Origin of the sequence: Xanthobacter oligotrophicus (assembly GCF_008364685.1) — a bacterium.
Classification (GTDB): Bacteria; Pseudomonadota; Alphaproteobacteria; order Rhizobiales; family Xanthobacteraceae; genus Xanthobacter; species Xanthobacter oligotrophicus.
Genome location: NZ_VTTL01000013.1, coordinates 51,187 through 68,559, shown reverse-complemented (window position 1 = coordinate 68,559; position 17,373 = coordinate 51,187). Strand labels below are relative to the sequence as shown.

Below are 17,373 nucleotides of genomic sequence, written 5' to 3'. Positions count from 1 at the left end.
CGTCGCAGATCCCTTTTTTCGAGCCACGGCATTTTCAGGCATGGATGATGTGTCCTCTCCGCGTTCCACCATTGCGCTGTCGCACGTGGACCTCTCCCTGGGAACCGGGGCGGCCCGGGTCCACGTCCTGAAGGACATCTCTGTCGAGATCGGGGCGGGGCAGGCCGTGGGTCTGGTGGGCCCCTCGGGCTCCGGCAAGTCCACCTTGCTCATGGTGATGGCGGGCCTCGAGCGCGCCGACAAGGGCCGTGTCACCGTGGCCGGCACCGACATCACAAGGCTCGGCGAGGATGCGCTGGCGCGGTTCCGCGGCCGGCACATCGGCATCGTGTTCCAGTCGTTCCACCTCATCCCCACCATGACGGCGCTGGAGAACGTGGCCGTGCCGCTGGAGCTGATGGGCCGCGCCGACGCCTTCGCCCGCGCCGCGCAGGAGCTGGAGGCGGTGGGACTTTCCGCCCGCGCGCAGCATTATCCGGGGCAGCTCTCCGGCGGCGAGCAGCAGCGGGTGGCGCTGGCCCGCGCGCTGGCCCCCGAGCCGCCCATCCTCGTCGCCGACGAGCCCACCGGCAATCTGGACGAGGCCACCGGCCGGCAGATCATGGACCTCATCTTTTCAGTCCATCGGGCGCGGGGCACGACGCTGGTGCTCGTCACCCACGACACCGCCCTGGCGCGGCGCTGCCAGCGGGTGCTCTCCCTGCATTCCGGGGTGGTGAAGGACGACAGCGCGATGATGCCCCGCGCCGGCGCGGAGGCGCTGTGATGGGGGCGTTCGTCGCCGCCGCGCCGCAGTTGCCCCGGTCCCTGCGCTTCGCCCTGCGTGAATTGCGCGGGGCGCGGCGAGGCTTCGGCGTGTTCCTCGGCTGCCTGGTGTTGGGCGTGATGGCCATTGCCGGCATCGGCTCCTTTGCCGGGGCGCTCACCCAGGGGCTGGAGCGAGAGGGCCGCGCCATCCTCGGCGGCGATGCCGCCTTCACCCTGGTGCAGCGGGAGGCGAGCGCCGACGAACGCGCGGTGCTCGAAAGCGCCGGCACCCTCGGCACCACCGCCCTGCTGCGGGTCATGGCCCGCACCGCCGGCGGCGACGCGGCGCTGGCCGAGGTGAAGGCAGTGGATGGCCTTTATCCGCTGGTGGGGCAGGTGACCCTCAGCCCGCCGGCGCCGCTCGCCGACGTGCTGGGCGAAAAGGGCGGCTTTTACGGCGCGGCGGCCGATCCGGTGCTGCTTGGCCGGCTCGGCCTGAAGGTGGGCGACCGCCTGCTGTTGGGCGACGCCACGGTGGAGGTGCGCGCCGTGCTCGACAGCGAGCCGGACAAGCTCTCCTCCGGCGTCGGCTTTGGCGCGCGGCTTCTGGTCTCGCAGGCGGTGCTGCCGCAGACCCGGCTGATCCAGCCCGGAAGCCTGGTGCGCTGGAGCTATCGCGTGGCGCTGGCCGATCCCGCGCCGGCGGCGCTCACCGCCTTCATGGATGCCACGCGTGAGCGCTTCGGCGCGGCGGGCTTCGAGATGCGCACCCGCGACGGCGCCACCCCGCAGCTTGCCCGCAACGTGCGGCGCATCAGCCAGTTCCTGGCGCTGGTGGCGCTCACCGCGCTCATGGTGGGCGGGGTAGGGGTCGCCAATGCGGTGTCGAGCCATCTGGCGGCCAAGCGCGAGGTCATCGCCACCCTGAAGGCGGTGGGCGCCACGCGGCGCGACATCTTCCTCACCTATGCCGCCGAGATCGGGCTCATCGCGGCGCTGGGCATCGGCATCGGGCTGGTGCTGGGGGCGGCGCTGCCGTTCGCGGCGAGCGCGGCCATCGGCGCCCTGGTGCCGTTTCCGCTGCAACCGCGCATCGATCCGGCGGCGCTGGCGTTGGCCGCGCTCTACGGGGTGCTGGTGTCGGCCCTGTTCTCGCTGCTGCCGCTGGCGCGGGCGCAGCAGGCGCGGGTCTCCGCCTTGTTCCGGGATGGTATCGGCGAGCCGGCGGTGAAGGTCGGCCTCGGCACTTTTTTCGCGGTGGCGGTGGTGGGCGCGGCGCTGGTCGTGCTGGCGATGGCCACGTCCGAGGACCGGCGCGCAGCTGCGGTTTTCCTCGGGGCGGCGGCGCTGGTGTTCCTGCTGCTGCGCGGCGTCGCCGCCGGCCTGATGGCGCTGGCCCGTCGGGCGCCCCGGCCGCGCGACGCCATGGTGCGCCTTGCGCTGGCCAATGTGTACCGGCCGGGGGCGCTCACACCGTCCGTGGTGCTGTCCCTGGGGCTCGGCCTGTCGCTGATGGTGGGCATCGCCCTCATCGATGCGAGCCTGAGCCGGGAGCTGGCTGGCCCGCTGCGGCAGGCGGCTCCGAGCTTTTTCTTCGTGGATGTGCCCAGCGGCGAGGAGGCGGAGTTCCGCGCCTTCCTGGCCGCGACGGCCCCCGGCGCCGAGGTGAAGGCGGTGCCCATGCTGCGCGGGCGCATCACCAAGGTGAAGGACACCCCCGCCGAGGAGGTGAAGCCGCGCGCCGCCGCCGCCTGGGTGCTGCAGAGCGATCGCGGCATCTCCAGCGCCGCCGAGGTGCCGGAAGGCTCGCGGGTGGTGGCGGGCCAGTGGTGGAGCGGCGACGAGAAAGAGCCGCTGGTCTCCTTCGACGCCGAGCTGGCCAAGGGCCTCGGCCTCGCGCTGGGGGACAGTGTGACGGTGAACGTGCTCGGCCGCCCCATCACCGCCCGCATCGCCAATTTGCGCGAGGTGAAGTGGGAACGGCTCGGCATCAATTTCGTCATGGTGTTCTCGCCGGCCACCTTCGCCGGGGCGCCCCACACGGTGCTCGCCACCCTCACCTTTCCCGACGGCGGCGACACGGCGCGGGAAGTCGCGCTGCTGAAGGCCGTGGCAGGGCGCTTTCCGGCCATCACCACGGTGCGGGTGAAGGAGACGCTGGAGGAGGCCCAGCGCATGTTGGACAACCTGTCGCTCGGCATCCGCGCGGCGAGCCTCGTCACCCTCGTCACCTCGGTGCTGGTGCTGGCCGGGGCGCTGGCGGCGGGGCGCGAGGGCCGCATCTATGACGCGGTGATCCTGAAGACTTTGGGGGCAACGCGGGGTCGACTGATGTTCGCCTACGGCCTCGAATATGCCGGGCTGGGGCTTGCTACCGCGCTGGTGGCCGTGGCGGCGGGCAGCCTTGCCGCCTTCGCGGTGGTGACGCAGGTGATGGACATCGGCTTCAGCTTCTCTCTGCCGGCCGCTGTTGGCGCGGTCATCGGCGCGCTGGTGGTCACCGTGGGCGTCGGGCTGGCCGGCACCCTGCGGGCGCTGTCCGTGCCGCCGGCGCGGGTGCTGCGGCATCTGTGAGGGAGGAGGGGCGGTGTTTTCCCCGACAGTCCGCGCCTCTCCCGCCCGGTCCGGTGCGACGCTTGCGACGGGCCATGCGCCTTGATCGCGCGTCGTTGCCGTGCCAGCACGGAGAAAACACACAGGGGAGCGGACGCAATGGCCAATGAGCGCTCGGGGGGCGAGGCGGATCTCGTCATCGGCGAAGGGCGGGCGCTTCACGCCCATCCCTTGCGCGCGCAGGTCTTGCGCGAACTGCACGCGCGCCCGTTCGCGCCGGTGCAGGCGCCCCGGCGCATGCTGCATGCCGCCTTCCTGCTGGATGCGGCCACGGCCCAGGCCGACCGCGCCGCCGTGGCGGCCCTGTGCCACGCGCGGGGGCTTCCCACGCCGGCATCGAGCGCCAAGTATCATCACGTCTCGTTCGGCGGCGCCGAGCTGCGCTGGGAGAGCCACGCCGAATTCTGCACCTATACCTGGGATCTGCCCTCCAGCGGCATCCAGCCCGGCGGCCTGCCGTTCCAGCCCCCGGCGGCGACGCTGGCGAGCCCCTTCGGAGAAGTGCCGCAGCCCGGCCCGCTGCTGGTGGCGGTGGATCTCCACCTCGTGCCCGACACTGCCGAGGATTTCTTCCTCGACCAGGTGTTCGACCGCTCGAGCCTCGCCCGTGCCGACGTGAACGACGGCCTGGCCGAGATCGCCACCGACTTCATGCCCGACCCCTCCGGCTTTGTGCGCATCCTGGTGCGCAACCGGGGCCTGGGGGCGGAATCGGCCGGCGCGCTGGTACAGCGCCTGCTGGAGATCGAAACCTACCGCACCCTGGCTTTGCTCGGCCTGCCGGAGGCGCAGCGCCTGTCGCCGGAGGTGGCGCGCATCGAGGCGCGGCTCGCCACGGCGGCGACCGCCATGACCTCCGCCAAGGGACTGGTGGACAACAACAACCTCCTGAACCAGCTGGTCGGCCTCGCGGCCGAGCTGGAGGCGGGGGCGGCCGGCGCCCTGTTCCGCTTCGGCGCCAGCCGGGCCTATATGGAGATCGTGCGGCTGCGTCTTGCCACCATCCGCGAGGTGCCGGTGACGGGCTTTCCCACCTGGCAGCAATTCCTCGATCGCCGCATGCAGCCGGCCATGCGCACCTGCTTCGCGGTGGAGGAGCGGCAGGAGAAGATCGCCCGCAAGCTTTCCAATGCCGCCGATTTGCTGCGCACCCGCGTGGACGTGGAGCTGGAGCAGCAGAACCGCGACCTGCTCACCTCCATGAATGAGCGCACCCGCCTGCAACTGCGCCTGCAGCGCACGGTGGAAGGCCTCTCGGTGGCGGCCATCTCCTATTATGTGGTCAGCCTGTTCCACCACATGGCCGAGGGCATCCACGAGAGCGGGATCGACGCGCGGACCTTCGGCATCCACCTGGACGTGGGGCTCGCGACGGCGCTGGCGGTGCCCGTGGCGGTGCTCGGCGTGTGGTCGGTGGTGCGGCGAATCCGCCGGTCCCACGGCGACAGCGACTGAGGCCGGCGGCCTTTCGCCCATCGCGGACCATCCGCCATCTTGCGTCCGCGCCCATCCTGCCGGACCCTTTACAACCTCACCGGAGACGGGCCATGCCCGCCGCCGGCGCCAAACGTGCTCACGCGGAGCCCTTCATGCAGCCGATCCAGATCGCCGTCGTTCCCGTCACGCCGTTCGAGCAGAACTGCTCGCTGTTGTGGTGCACCAGGACCATGAAGGGCGTGGTGATCGATCCCGGCGGTGACCTCGACAAGATCCGCTCGGCCATCGCCGAGACCGGGATCACGGTGGACAAGATCCTTCTGACCCACGGCCATGTGGACCACGCCGCCGGCGCCGCCGAGCTTGCCGAAACCCTCGGCGTGAAGGTGGAGGGGCCGGGGGAGGCGGACCAGTTCATCATGGACGACATCCCCGCCGCCGCCGCCAAGTATGGCATTCCCAATGCCCGGGCGGTGACGCCGGACCGCTACCTCAGCGAGGGCGAAACGGTGAGCGTGGGCGATCTCACCCTCGATATCCTGCATGTGCCGGGGCACACGCCGGGCCATCTCGTCTTCGTGCACAAGGGCGTCGGCATCGCCATCGTGGGCGACACCCTGTTCCGGGGCTCGGTGGGTCGCACCGACTTTCCCTATGGCGACCCGGACCTGCTGATCGCGGGCATCGTCGGCAAGCTGCTGCCGCTGGGGGACACTGTGGTCTGCCTGCCCGGTCATGGTCCTGTCACCAGCATCGGCGACGAAAAGGCCCACAACCCGTTCCTTCCGCGCTGACTTTTGCCGCGCTGACCTCTGCCCCCTGATCTTTCGCTCGTGACGCGCAAGGAGGCGCTGCCACCGTGACCGCCCCGCGCTATGCCCTCTATCTTGCCCCGCCCGCCGAAAGCGCCCTGTGGCGGTTCGGCTCGTGCGTGCTCGGCTATGACGCGCAGACCGGCGCCGAGCCGGCCTGTCCCGACCTGCCCGGTTTCGATGCCGAGGTCTGGCATGCGGCCACCGCCGAGCCCCGGCGCTACGGCTTCCACGGCACGCTGAAGGCGCCGTTCCGCCTCGCGGAGGGGAAGACGGAACGGGACCTCGTGGATGCGGTCGCCGTCTGCGCCGCCGGCCACCATCCGTTCGAGATGCCGCCCCTGGAAGTGCGCGCCATCGGCCCGTTCGTGGCGCTGGTACCGGCGGTGGCGGCACCCAAGCTCGAACACCTCGCGGCCTCCTGCGTGCTGGAGCTCGAGGGGATGCGGGCGCAGCTTTCACCGGCGGACATGGCGCGTCGCAAGCCGGATCGCCTGTCGGCGCGGCAGACGGGATATCTCGAAACCTACGGCTATCCCTATGTGCTGGACGAGTTCCGCTTCCACATGACGCTGACCGGCCCGTTGGGCGAGGGCGAGCGGAGCCACGCCATGAACGCCCTTGCCGACGCCTACCGGGCCAGCGGGGCCGACGTGCCGGTGAGCGTTGGCGATATCGCCCTCTATGTGCAGGAGACGCCCGGCGCGCGCTTCCGCATCCTCAAGCGCCTGCCGTTCGGAGGTGAGCCTTGCGGGGGGCTTCTGTGAAGGTGCTGGGCGAAGTCCCCCTCATCGATCCCACCGCGCAGGTGAAGGCCTCCACCCTTGGCCGCTATACGGAGGTGGGTGCCCGCACCAAGCTGCTCGAAGTGGAGATGGGCGACTATTCCTACGTGATGAACGACGCCGACATCGCCTATGCGCGCATCGGCAAGTTCTGCTCCATCGCCGCCATGACGCGGCTCAATCCGGGCAATCATCCCACGTGGCGGGCCTCGCAGGCGCATTTCACCTATCGCGCCTCCGCCTATTTTCCCGGCGAGGAGGACGAGGCGGACTTCTTCCAGTGGCGCCGCGACCAGCGCCTGACCCTCGGCCATGACGTGTGGATCGGCCATGCCTCCGTGGTGCTCGCCGGGCGCAACGTGGGCACCGGCGCTGTGGTGGCGGCGGGGGCTGTGGTGACCAAGGATGTGCCGGCCTACGCCATCGTCGCCGGGGTGCCGGCGCGGGTGGTGAAGGAGCGCTTCCCGGCGGATATCGCCACGCGCCTCCAGGCGCTGGGCTGGTGGGACTGGAGCCACGAGCGACTTCGGGCCGCCCTGCCGGACTTCCGCGCTCTGCCCATCGAGGGCTTCCTGGAGAAGTACGAGGGGTGAGCGCTGGCGCGCCAGCCTCGGTCACCACGTAACCATAGAGGGTGATGGGCGGCGCGGCTTGGTTGTCTGCGGCCGGCTCAGGGCCTAACTGTCTAGCGTTCGATCGCGGCACGATCCCGGGACTTGCTCCGGGGCGGTGCCGAAGGCTTGAGCCGTCTTCAGGCTGGTCAGGGGTCCGCGCATGCCTGTCTCCATCCGTGTCACGCGTGCCGCCGCACGCCATGTCGTCGCCGGCTTCGGCGTCCTGGCGCTCACCATGGCGGGCCTCGGCGCACAGGGGCAGGAGCTGACCCGGCTCTATGCGCCTAAGCCCCCGGCCGGCTCGGCCTATGTGCGCGTGATCGACCTGGCCCGCAGTGGCGCGCCCATCGCTTTCGGAAGCGGACCGGCGGCGCCGGTGCCACCGGGCGACACGGCCACCATCTACCGCGTGGTGAAGGGCGGGGCGCCGCTTGCCCTCAGCATCGATGGCCGGCCGGTGGCAGGGGAGATCGTGCCGGCGGCCGACGCCTTCTCAACCGTGGTGGTGCCGTCGAGCGGCCCGGCGGTGGTCATCGCCGATTCCACCGAGGGCCGCAACGACCTGAAGGCCCAACTGCGCTTCTACAATCTCGTGCCCGGGTGCGAGGGCGCGGTGACCGTGGCCGATGGCGGACCCACCGTGTTCGAGGCGGTGGCGCCCAACGCCACCCGCCAGCGCGCCATCAATCCCATCGAGGCGATCCTTGCGGCGACCTGCGGGGCGGCGGCCTCCGGCCCCCTGACCCTGCCGCCGCTGAAGGCCGGGGACCATTACAGCCTGTTCCTGCTGCCCGGCGCCTCCGGTCCGGTGCTCACCGGCCAACGCGACGAGACCGAGCCCTATCGCGGCGCCGCCAACTAGTCGGGCGGGGTCCATGGTCTTCGCCTCCGACAGCTTCCTGTTCCTGTTCCTGCCGGTGTTCCTCATCGTCTACGCGCTGACGCCGGGGGCGGCGCGGAACCTTGCCATCCTCGCCTTCTCCTGGCTGTTCTATGCCTGGTGGCGGGCGGACTTCCTGCCGCTCATCGTCTCCATCGCCGTGTGGTCCTGGGCCACGGGCCTGTGGATCGCCCGTGCGGACGGCGCAGGAAGGCGGCGGGCGCTGGTGGTGGGGATCGCGTGGCCGCTGGCGTCCCTGGCTTGGTTCAAATACGCCAACATGTTCGTCCATTCGGCCGGGGCGCTGGGGGCCTCGGTGTGGGGCTGGCACGACGTGCTTCTGCCCATCGGCCTCAGTTTCTTCGTGTTCGGCGCCATCTCCTATTCCACCGACGTGTTCCGCGGCACGGTCGCGGCAGAGCCCTCGTTCGTGAACTATGCCACCTACCAGTCCATGTTCGGCCACCTCGTGGCCGGCCCCGTGGTGCGCTACGAATGGGTGGCGCAGCGGCTGAAGGCGCGCACCTTCCACCGCGCCGAGTTCATGTTCGCGGTGGAGCGCTTCATGCTCGGCTTCGCCCAGAAAGTGCTTATCGCCGACACGCTGGCCCCCATGGTGGATGCGGGCTACGCCATCGCCGAGCCCACCACGGCGGACGTGGCGCTGGCGGTCGCCGGCTATACGCTGCAGCTCTATTTCGACTTTTCCGGCTACAGCGCCATGGCCATTGGCCTCGGGCTGATGGTGGGGCTGAAATTCCCGGAGAATTTCGACAATCCCTATCTTGCCACCTCGCTTTCCGATTTCTGGCGGCGCTGGCATATCTCGCTGTCCACCTGGCTACGCGACTATCTCTACATTCCGCTGGGCGGCAACCGGGGCGCCACCGGCCGCGTCTCCATGAACCTGCTCGTCACCATGGGCCTCGGCGGCCTGTGGCACGGGGCGAGCTGGACCTTCCTGATCTGGGGCCTGTGGCACGGCTTCGGCCTGATGGTGGGGCGGGTGTGGAAGGCCGCGCGCCTGCCCGGCACCGGGGCGGTGCTGGGCCATGTGCTCACGCTGGCCTTCGTCATGGTCGGCTGGGCGCTGTTCCGCGCCGCGAGCTGGGATGAGGCGGGGCGCATCTTCTCCGGCCTCGTGGGCGCCCACGGGCTCGGCCTGTCGCCTGCCATGGGGGCGGCGATCCGGCCGTTGGAGCTGGTCACCCTCGCCCTCGGCATCGGCCTCATCTATCTGCCCAAGCTGATGCGCATCGACCCTTCCGCGCCCAATCCGGGCCATGCGCTGCGGGCGTGGACGGCGCTGCCCCTGTTCCTGTTCGCAGTGTTCGTGCTGCAGGGGCGGATCGTCGTGCCCTTCCTCTATTTCCAGTTCTGACGCGCCATGACGACCCTCGCCCGCACCCTCGCCACCCTGGCCTTCCTGGCGCTGATGCTGGCCGGCCTCGGCTTCGTCGTGGCGCATCTTGCGGGAGCGGGCGGTGCGAACGTTGCGGCGGCGCTCACCGGCCGCAATCTCAAGAACGGCCGCTTCGCCGCAGTGCTGGACAAGGCGGTGGTGGAGGCGATGCCGAAGACCACCGCCCTGGACGATATCTCCTCCGGCCTCGCCTATCGCCTGTTCGGGGATGCGGGGGCGCAGGTGCGCGCCGGCTGTCCGGGCTGGCTCTTCCTCGCCGAGGAACTGGTTGAGTACAAGGGCGGGGAAAAGAACCTCGTCGCCCGCGCACAGCTTGCTGTCCGCATCCGCGACGAGATGGCCAGGCGCAACATCGCGCTTGTGGTGCTGCCGGTGCCGGACAAAGCGGAACTGGCGGCCGATAGCCTGTGCGGGCTTGCTGTCTCCGGTCAGGCACGAGGGCGGCGCGGGGCGTGGCAGGCGACGAGCGCGTCCCTCGGTCTCGACCAGGTTTATGTCGCAAAGGACTGGCCGAAGGGCGGTTCCCTGCGCACCGACACTCATTGGAGCGGTACGGGCGCCAGCTTCGCTGCCAGCCGCCTCGCGGAAGCGATCACCCGGCGGCTGGGGCCGGGCGACACGCGGGTGTCGCTTGGCGAGAGCGCGCCCGCCCCCCGCGTAGGCGACCTCATGCGCCTTGCAGGGTTGTCGCGCTCCTGGCCCTGGTCGGGTCCTGCGCCGGACGAGGTAAGAGCGGTGCATGCGGCCATTGCCCGCTCCGGCGGCCTGCTTGATGACGTTCCGGTGCCCTCGGTGCTTCTCGCCGGCTCGTCCTTTTCCCTGAATTCGGGTTTTGCCGACCGCCTCCAGGCCGCGCTGGGCCGCGAGGTGGCGCAGAGGAGTCGGGATGGCGGGGGGTTTGCCGGCGCCCTTCTGGACATTCTCGATGCGACACCGCAGATGCTCGACGGCGTGCGTCTGGTGGTGTGGGAATTTCCCCTGCGGGTCCTGACACAGCCTCTTACCGAAACCGAGCGCCGCTATCTGGGAGAGAGGACATGAGGCTTCGCCCCTTCTTGAACCGACGCCGGATCATCGTCGGCGGCCTCATGTCGCTCGCGGTGATGTCTGTCGCCCCCATGGGTGCGGCTCCGGCGGCGGCGCAGGGCGCACCTGGCGGCACTTCCCTCATCATCGGCAGGGACGGCTGGCTGTTTCCGGGCTGGGAAAGCCTCACCGTTCTGGACCGCGCCGGCATCACCGCCAATGTGGGGCTGATCAAGGACGCCAAGGCGGCCCTCGCGGCGCGGGGCGTCACCCTCGTCACCCTCGTGGTGCCGCTGAAGGCGCGCTTCTACGCGCCGCGCCTGCCGGACGGCACCAGCCTGTCGGCGGACGTGGCGGGCCAGTACGACTTCATCCTCGATGAACTGAAGAAGGCCGGTATCGACACGCTGGACCTGCGTCCCGCCCAGAAATCGGTGGAGACCGGCCGGCAGACCAGCTTCTACCGGGCCGACTACCACTGGACCGCATGGTCGGCTGAGGCGGCGGCGGACGCGGTGGCCACCTTCATCAAGGGCAAGGTCGCCAAGATCGCCGGCGCGCCGGGCGGCGACAAGCTGGGGGAATGGGTCACCCAGCGCCATCTGGGGGACCTTGCCGAGCGCTTCCTGCCGCCCGACCAGCAGAAGCAGGTGGGGCCGGACCTCTACACGGTGCGCACCCCGCCCGCCGCCAAGGCGTCCCTGCTCGATGGCGGGCCGGCCCCCGTCCATGTGGTGGGCAACAGCTTCGTGCAGCCCTATCTCGGCTTCCCGCAGAAGCTCTCCAACGTGCTCGACCGCCCGGTCTCCCTCACCTGGAACCCCGGCAATGTGGGGCCGTGGGTCACCTTCCTCCAGGCTGTAGGCACGCCGGACTTCGCCAAGGCGCCGCCGCAGGTGATGGTGTGGCAGTTCAACGAGGGGCCGTTCCACAGCGGCCCGCAGGCCACCGACCAATGGGATGCGCCCTCCATCATGAGCGCGCAGACCTGGCGCGAGCGCATGCTGGCAGCGATCGGAAAGTAAACAGCAAGTTAAGAATGCCTCCGCGCCGCGCTGCACCATTGGCCGAAGTGGCGCGTTTCTTGTGCGCGCATGGGGGGCATGCCGGCCAATATGGTAAACAGAGTATTTATGGAAGTATTCTGTTCACCGTATCTCTTAAGGTTAACCCCGGCTTAAATAATCCCTGAGACGGTGGCCCCATGACCACCGCGATTCCTCTCTGCACGGCCCTTTCCCTCCATGCCTTCCGGGACCCTCGGCGCCGTCGGCGCATGGTCCTCGGCGTGATGCTGGCCGCCTCGGTGGCAGCCGGGTCTCTCGCCGGGGCGATGCCGGCCCGCGCCGAGCCGCCGGAACTCACCGGTGCGGCCTGGGCCGCGGCGGACCGGGCCTATGCGGCCCAGCGCGACAAGAAGTATTCGGAGACGGTCACCTATGCCCGCGAGGCCCTGAAGCTGCGGCCCGACGTGCCGCGCCTGTGGCTGCTGCTGATGGATGCGCTGGAGGCCCAGGGCAAGACCGCCGAGGCGGTGGCCGCCGGCAACCAGGCCATCGCCGCCGGCATCACCGACCAGGCGCTGGTCGCGAGGGTGCGGGCACAGAGCAGGATCTTGGCGCAGGCGCCTTCGCTTGCCGCCAACAAGGCGCTGGAGGCCTCCAATCCAAAGGCGGCGGTGGAGGCGGCGAGGAAGGCCATCGCGCTGGTGCCGGACGATCTCAGCTATCGCATGCTGCTGATCTACGCCCTCATCGCCGACGGGCAGATCGAGGCAGCGGAGAAGGCCGCTGGCGAGGCAGTGGATGTGGATCCCCAATCCTTCCTGCCCCGCACCCTGCGCGGGTATCTGCGCGAGCGGCTCGGCCGCATCGCCGAGGCCGAGCAGGATTTCGACACCGCGCTCAAGGACGAGGTATTGAGCGGGGCCACCGCGCGCGACGTGCGCCTGGTGATGGCCGATGCCGCCATCGCCGCCGGCCACCCCCAGCGCGCCATCAAGCTGCTGGAGCCCGTGCAGCCGCAGGACGCGGCGATCGTCGGGCGCCTTCGCGTGGCCCGGGCGCAGGAGAAGAACCCGAGGCTGGTGCCCGACAAGGCGTTCCAGAGCCTCCCCGTGCCCTACCAGAAGTGCGTGGACACGCCCTATGGGCCGTCGTGCAGCCTCGTGCCCGCCACCACGCCCCCCGGCGGCGGGGTCTCCGACACCCCCGGCTATGACGCGGCGCTCGAAGCCTTCAACGCCTATCGCGACGGCAACGATGCCCTCGCCGAGACGCGCATCCGCGAAGCGCTGAAGGACAATCCCGGCAATCCCACCTGGCGCCGCCTGCTGGTGGATACGCTGGAGCGCGCCAAGAAGTTCAAGGACCTGGACGTCGCCATCCACGACGCCATCGCCCAGGGCGACACCGATCCGACCCTGCTCGCCCTGCGCGCCGCCAACGAGAAGCGCCTCGCCGAGCCGCTGGCGGAACAGGCCATCAAGGAGCTGGCGCGCGGCAAGGCGCAGGCCGCCGTCACCCTCGCCCGGCAGGCGGTGGACCGGGCGCCGGACGCGCTGGTGTTCCGCATCGTGCTCGTCAACGCCCTGATGGCGGCAGGACAGGTCAAGGAGGCCGAGGCCGCCGCCGCCGGCGCGGTCGCCGACAATCCCAGCGAGCCCTTGCCCCACGTGCTGCGCGGCTATCTGGTGCAGAAGCTCGGCCAGCGCGACGAGGCGATCAAGGAATTCGACACGGCGCTCGCCAGTCCCGTTCTGACCGACCTTGAGGACCTGAACTTCCGCCTCATCGCCGCCAATGCGGCGCTCGCCGCCGGGCAGGCCGCTGACGCTCTGAAGCTGCTGGAGCCCCTCGACGCGGGCAGAAATAAGGAAATCGTGCCGCTGCACAAGCAGGCGGAGGCGCTGATGAAGGCGCCGGGCGGCCCGCGTCCGGCCCTGGTGCAGCCGGTGGTGCTGTGCCAGCCCACGTCCTACGGGGTCATCTGCTCGGTGTTCGCCGGCCAGTCCATGCAGGTGGCGGGGGCGGGCCTGAACCCGGCCGCGCCGGGCTATGCCGCCGCTAGCGCCGCCTATGCGGCCTTCGCCAAGCGCGACTACTCAACCGCCATCACCGAAGCGCGCCGCGCGGTGGATGCCGAGCCGGGCAACACCACCTATCAGGTGCTGCTGCTCAACGCCCTTACCTCGGCGGGCCGCTACCAGGAGGCCGAGGCAGTGGCCAACCGCCTGCTCGCCGGCAACCCGCGCGATGTGACGCTGCTGGTGCAGCGGGCCAATTTGCGCATGCGGGCGCGGGATTTCTCGGGCGCCATCCAGGATTTCCGGGCCGCCCTCGCCTCTGGCCGCCTACCGGCCGGGCAGGTGCGTCAGGTGCGCCTGGGCCTTGCCGACGCCGGCCTTTCGGCCAAGCAGCCGGCCATCGCCTTGGATGCCCTCGCGCCCTACCGGGGCGAGGCGAGCTACGAGGTGCAGGCGCGGGTCGGCTTCGCCACGCTGGCCCTCGACGACAAGGAAGCGGCGCTTCAGGCCTTCACCCTGGCCGCCGCCAGCGCGCGCAGCGGGCAGGAGCGCATGGCCATGCTCACGGCGCGCATCGGTGTCCTGTCCCAGCTCGGACGCAAGGAGGAGGCGCGCCAGCTGTTCCTGTCCGCCTATAATTCCGGTGCCCTGCGCGGCATGAAGGCTGTGGACCTCGCGGTGCTGGCGAGCCAGGCGGGCGAGGATGATCTCGCCTACGAATACTTCTCCGAAGCCAACAGCCGCTGGCAATTGCGCGGCACCAACCTGATCAATGCCGGCTATGCGGCGCGGCACACCTATCACAACGCGGAAGCGGTGGATTACTTCAAGTCCGCCATCGACGAGGCGCGCGAGGGCAAGCTCCAGCTTGATCCGCAATATCTGTTCGGCCTGCGCCGCGAGGTGGCGGAGCTGTCGCGGACCTGGGGCGCCTATGCCTCGGTGAGCTACGGCGCGGTGGGCGTCGCCCCCGGCTCCTATCTGGCCCCGCCCTCGCCGGGCGCCAACCACACCATCGGTGCGGGCGGCGAGATCTACTGGCGCCCCCCGGGCATCGGCTATCGTGACGGCTCCATCTTCGAATTGTTCGTGCGCGGCTTCGGCACGCTCTACAGCGATGCCGGCGGCCCCACCGGCTTCGACACCATCCAGGGCGGCGCGGGGGCGCGGTGGAAGCCGTTCAAGAGCGAGAACCTGGTGTTCGAGGTGTCCTACCTGTTCCCGGTGGGCCAGTATGCCCGCGACGACGTGCTGCTGCGCGCCGCCTATTCCAAGAGCGAGGGCACAGACCTGCGGGTCGACGTGGACAATTGGCGGGCCTGGCAGATCTATGCCGACTACAATTACTTCGTTATGGAGCCGCAGACGGTGGCCACCTTCGAGGCGCGCTACGGCCATGCCTGGCGGCTCGACGCCCTCTCCGACCGGCTGGTGCTGTGGCCCTATCTCGCCATCGGCGGCGGCTACGACACCGGCTATGCCACGCCGTTCGCCCTCGGCGCGGGACCGGGCGCGACCCTGCGCTACTGGTTCAACGAGGACGAATACACGGCGCCCCGCTCCTATCTCGACCTGACGCTGCAATATCGCTTCAAGCTGGCGGGGGACGAGCGGGCCGAGGGCATCTTCGCCGGGGCCTTCCTGTCCTATTGAGGGTGCGACATCGAGGCGTCGAAAGGGGCGGCCGCAGGGCTCGCCCCCTTGCGCCACATCAAGGCGCCGCAAGGGCCGGCGCCCCATGGTCGCGGCCATGACCCAAGCTTCTTTCTGCCCCGCCCCCAAGCTTGATGCGCCCACCCTCCTTGCCCGCTACGGGCAGCCGGTGCCGCGCTATACGAGCTACCCCACCGCGCCCCATTTCTCCCCCGCCGTCGATGCTGCGACCTACGCTTCGTGGCTCGCCGCCGTGCCGGGGGATGCCCGCGTGTCGGCCTATGTGCACGTGCCGTTCTGCGCCGAGCTGTGCCTCTATTGCGGCTGCCAGACGGCGGTGGCCCGCAGCCGCACCCCGGTGAAGGCCTATGCGGAGCGCCTGGTGGAGGAGATCGGCCTCGTGGCCCGCCACCTGCCGGGCCGGCTGAAGCTGTCACACCTGCATTTCGGCGGAGGCACGCCCACCATGCTGGCGGACGAGGACTTCGCCGCCATCCTGGGCGCGCTGCGCGAGACCTTCGATTTTGCCCCCGACGCCGAGATCGCCATCGAGATCGACCCGCGGGTGATGGACGCGGACAAGGTGGCGACGCTGGCCCGCGAGGGCTTCAACCGCGCCAGCCTCGGCGTGCAGGATTTCGATCCCGCCGTGCAGCAGGCGATCGGCCGTCACCAGTCGTGCGAGGAGACGCAGGCGGTGGCGGATGCCCTGCGCGCCGCCGGCATCACCGCCCTCAACCTCGACCTCATGTACGGACTGCCGCTCCAGGACGAGGCCTCGGTCCGCCGCACGGTGGAGGCGGCCCTCGGCCTTGATCCGGACCGCATCGCCGTGTTCGGCTATGCCCATGTGCCGTGGATGAAGAAGCATCAGGCCCTGATCCCGGAAGCGGCATTGCCCGGCGCCAGCGAACGCTTGGCGCAGGCGGAACTGGTGGCGGACGTGCTCGCCGCCCATGGCTATGTGCCGGTGGGGCTCGACCATTTCGCCCGCGCGTCGGATGCCATGGCGGAGCGGGCGGCGGCGGGGACGCTGAAGCGCAACTTCCAGGGCTACACCACCGACGACGCGCCGGTGCTCATCGGCTTCGGCGCGTCGGCCATCGGCGCGCTGCCGCAGGGCTATGTGCAGAACCTGCCCGCCACGCCCCAATGGCACAAGGCGGTGGAGGCCGGCGCCCTTCCCATCGCGCGCGGTATCGCGCTGACAGACGAGGACCGGCTGCGCCGCCACGTCATCGAGCGGCTCATGTGCGACCTGTCGGTGGATCTGGATGTAGCCTGCGCGCAATACGGTTTTCCGCGCGGCTTCTTCGCCGACGAGATCCACGCTTTGGAGCCTTTGATCGCCGACGGCCTCGCCTGGCGCCACGGCGCGGTGGTGGAGGTGCCGGAGGCGAGCCGCCCCTTCACCCGCGTGGTCTGCGCGGTGTTCGACACGCGCCTGGTGGCAAGCCGCGCCGCGGCCCCCGAGCAGAAGCGTCACGCGGCGGCGGTCTGAAGGTCAACCATGAGCGGGCCGCAGCGCGGCTCGCTCTTCCACCCCCAAAAGAAAAAGGCACGCGCCCGGAAGCGCGTGCCGAAGGAGGTATGCCGCAGATGAAGAGTGCGGCACGCCGGGGGAAAAATCGATCAGGAATTCAGGCGCCGCAGCGCCGCTCCGTCGCGCAGCACCACGCGGCGGGACGAGGGCAGGGCGATGGCCGAAATCTCTTCGAGATGGGTCAGGGTCCGCGACACCGTCTCAATGGTGAGGCCGAGGAAGTCGGCGATGTCCTGGCGCGACATGGGCAGTGTCACCTCGATGCCGCTGGTGCCCTGGCCGGAGCCGGCGCGCGCCGCCATGTCGAGCAGGAAGGTAGCGACCCGCTCCTGGGCGGTCTTGCGACCGAGCACCAGCAGGTGGGACTGCGCCCGGCCGAGCTCGGAGGCGGTGAGCGCCCACAGGGCATGGGCCAGCTCGGCATCGTCGGCGGCGCGGGAGAACAGGATGGTCCGCTTGATGCGCACCACCTTGCATTCGCTCACGGCCTCGGCGGAGAAGCGGTGACGGGGCTCCATCTCCCAGCCGAACACGTCGCCGGCAAGGCAGAAGGTCTCGATCTGGCGGCGGCCGTCGCCGAGCAGCTTGCAGATGCGCACGGCACCCGACAGAACGATGTAGAGATGGTCGGCAGCCTGATCTTCACCGAAGATCTCGCCGTTGCGGACATAAGAAGCCACGATGCCGAGGCGGGCCACCACATCGATGGGGGAGCGGCTCTCGGCCTCGTCGCCCCAGCGCGGAGCGGTCATGGGATGAGCGTAGGCCTTCTGGGCGATCGCTGCAGCGGGGCTCGGCATCGGTTTACCCTTCCA

General features: G+C 70.1%; 13 protein-coding genes. 12 read left to right on the top strand and 1 reads right to left on the bottom strand.

Annotated features, from left to right (window positions below; translation table 11 throughout):
* Positions 1-40 precede the first annotated feature (40 nt).
* The 12 genes from FZ033_RS20580 (at position 41) to hemN (ending at position 16,516) form a co-directional block, all read left to right on the top strand.
* Positions 41-766 (top strand): ABC transporter ATP-binding protein, encoded by a 726-nt coding sequence (locus tag FZ033_RS20580; RefSeq protein ID WP_149577935.1) that lies wholly within the window; start codon positions 41-43, stop codon positions 764-766.
* Positions 766-3,321, top strand: coding sequence for an ABC transporter permease (locus FZ033_RS20575; protein WP_149577934.1), 2,556 nt, complete (start codon positions 766-768; stop codon positions 3,319-3,321). Before FZ033_RS20580 ends, FZ033_RS20575 begins: the two co-directional genes overlap by 1 nt.
* A 138-nt stretch (positions 3,322-3,459) precedes the next feature.
* Complete coding sequence (locus FZ033_RS20570; protein ID WP_149577933.1) at positions 3,460-4,815, top strand: DUF3422 family protein; 1,356 nt, start codon at positions 3,460-3,462, stop codon at positions 4,813-4,815.
* 134 nt (positions 4,816-4,949) lie between these two features.
* Positions 4,950-5,591, top strand: a complete 642-nt coding sequence (locus tag FZ033_RS20565) for an MBL fold metallo-hydrolase (protein WP_149577932.1) — start codon at positions 4,950-4,952, stop codon at positions 5,589-5,591.
* A 65-nt stretch (positions 5,592-5,656) separates the two neighbouring features.
* Positions 5,657-6,376, top strand: a complete 720-nt coding sequence (locus FZ033_RS20560) for a DUF1045 domain-containing protein (RefSeq protein WP_149577931.1) — start codon at positions 5,657-5,659, stop codon at positions 6,374-6,376.
* On the top strand, positions 6,358-6,987 hold the full coding sequence (locus tag FZ033_RS20555) for an LbetaH domain-containing protein (protein WP_149577930.1): 630 nt from the start codon (positions 6,358-6,360) through the stop codon (positions 6,985-6,987). The genes FZ033_RS20560 and FZ033_RS20555 overlap by 19 nt, the downstream gene beginning before the upstream one ends.
* Before the next feature lie 181 nt (positions 6,988-7,168).
* Positions 7,169-7,870, top strand: coding sequence for an alginate O-acetyltransferase AlgF (locus FZ033_RS20550; RefSeq protein ID WP_149577929.1), 702 nt, complete (start codon positions 7,169-7,171; stop codon positions 7,868-7,870).
* A gap of 13 nt (positions 7,871-7,883) precedes the next feature.
* Positions 7,884-9,269, top strand: coding sequence for an MBOAT family O-acyltransferase (locus FZ033_RS20545; protein ID WP_149577928.1), 1,386 nt, complete (start codon positions 7,884-7,886; stop codon positions 9,267-9,269).
* A gap of 6 nt (positions 9,270-9,275) precedes the next feature.
* Complete coding sequence (locus FZ033_RS20540) at positions 9,276-10,352, top strand: alginate O-acetyltransferase AlgX-related protein (RefSeq protein ID WP_149577927.1); 1,077 nt, start codon at positions 9,276-9,278, stop codon at positions 10,350-10,352.
* Positions 10,349-11,362, top strand: a complete 1,014-nt coding sequence (locus FZ033_RS20535) for an alginate O-acetyltransferase AlgX-related protein (protein WP_149577926.1) — start codon at positions 10,349-10,351, stop codon at positions 11,360-11,362. The genes FZ033_RS20540 and FZ033_RS20535 overlap by 4 nt, the downstream gene beginning before the upstream one ends.
* A 251-nt stretch (positions 11,363-11,613) precedes the next feature.
* Positions 11,614-15,015, top strand: coding sequence for a bacteriophage N4 adsorption protein A (locus FZ033_RS20530; RefSeq protein WP_188079603.1), 3,402 nt, complete (start codon positions 11,614-11,616; stop codon positions 15,013-15,015).
* A gap of 97 nt (positions 15,016-15,112) precedes the next feature.
* Positions 15,113-16,516, top strand: a complete 1,404-nt coding sequence (gene hemN / locus FZ033_RS20525; RefSeq protein WP_149577924.1) for an oxygen-independent coproporphyrinogen III oxidase — start codon at positions 15,113-15,115, stop codon at positions 16,514-16,516.
* A 131-nt stretch (positions 16,517-16,647) separates the two neighbouring features.
* Here the strand turns inward: hemN and FZ033_RS20520 are convergent, their stop codons facing one another.
* The gene (locus FZ033_RS20520) at positions 16,648-17,358 is read right to left on the bottom strand and encodes a helix-turn-helix domain-containing protein (protein WP_149577923.1); all 711 of its coding nucleotides are present in this window, start codon (positions 17,356-17,358) and stop codon (positions 16,648-16,650) included.
* Positions 17,359-17,373 lie beyond the last annotated feature (15 nt).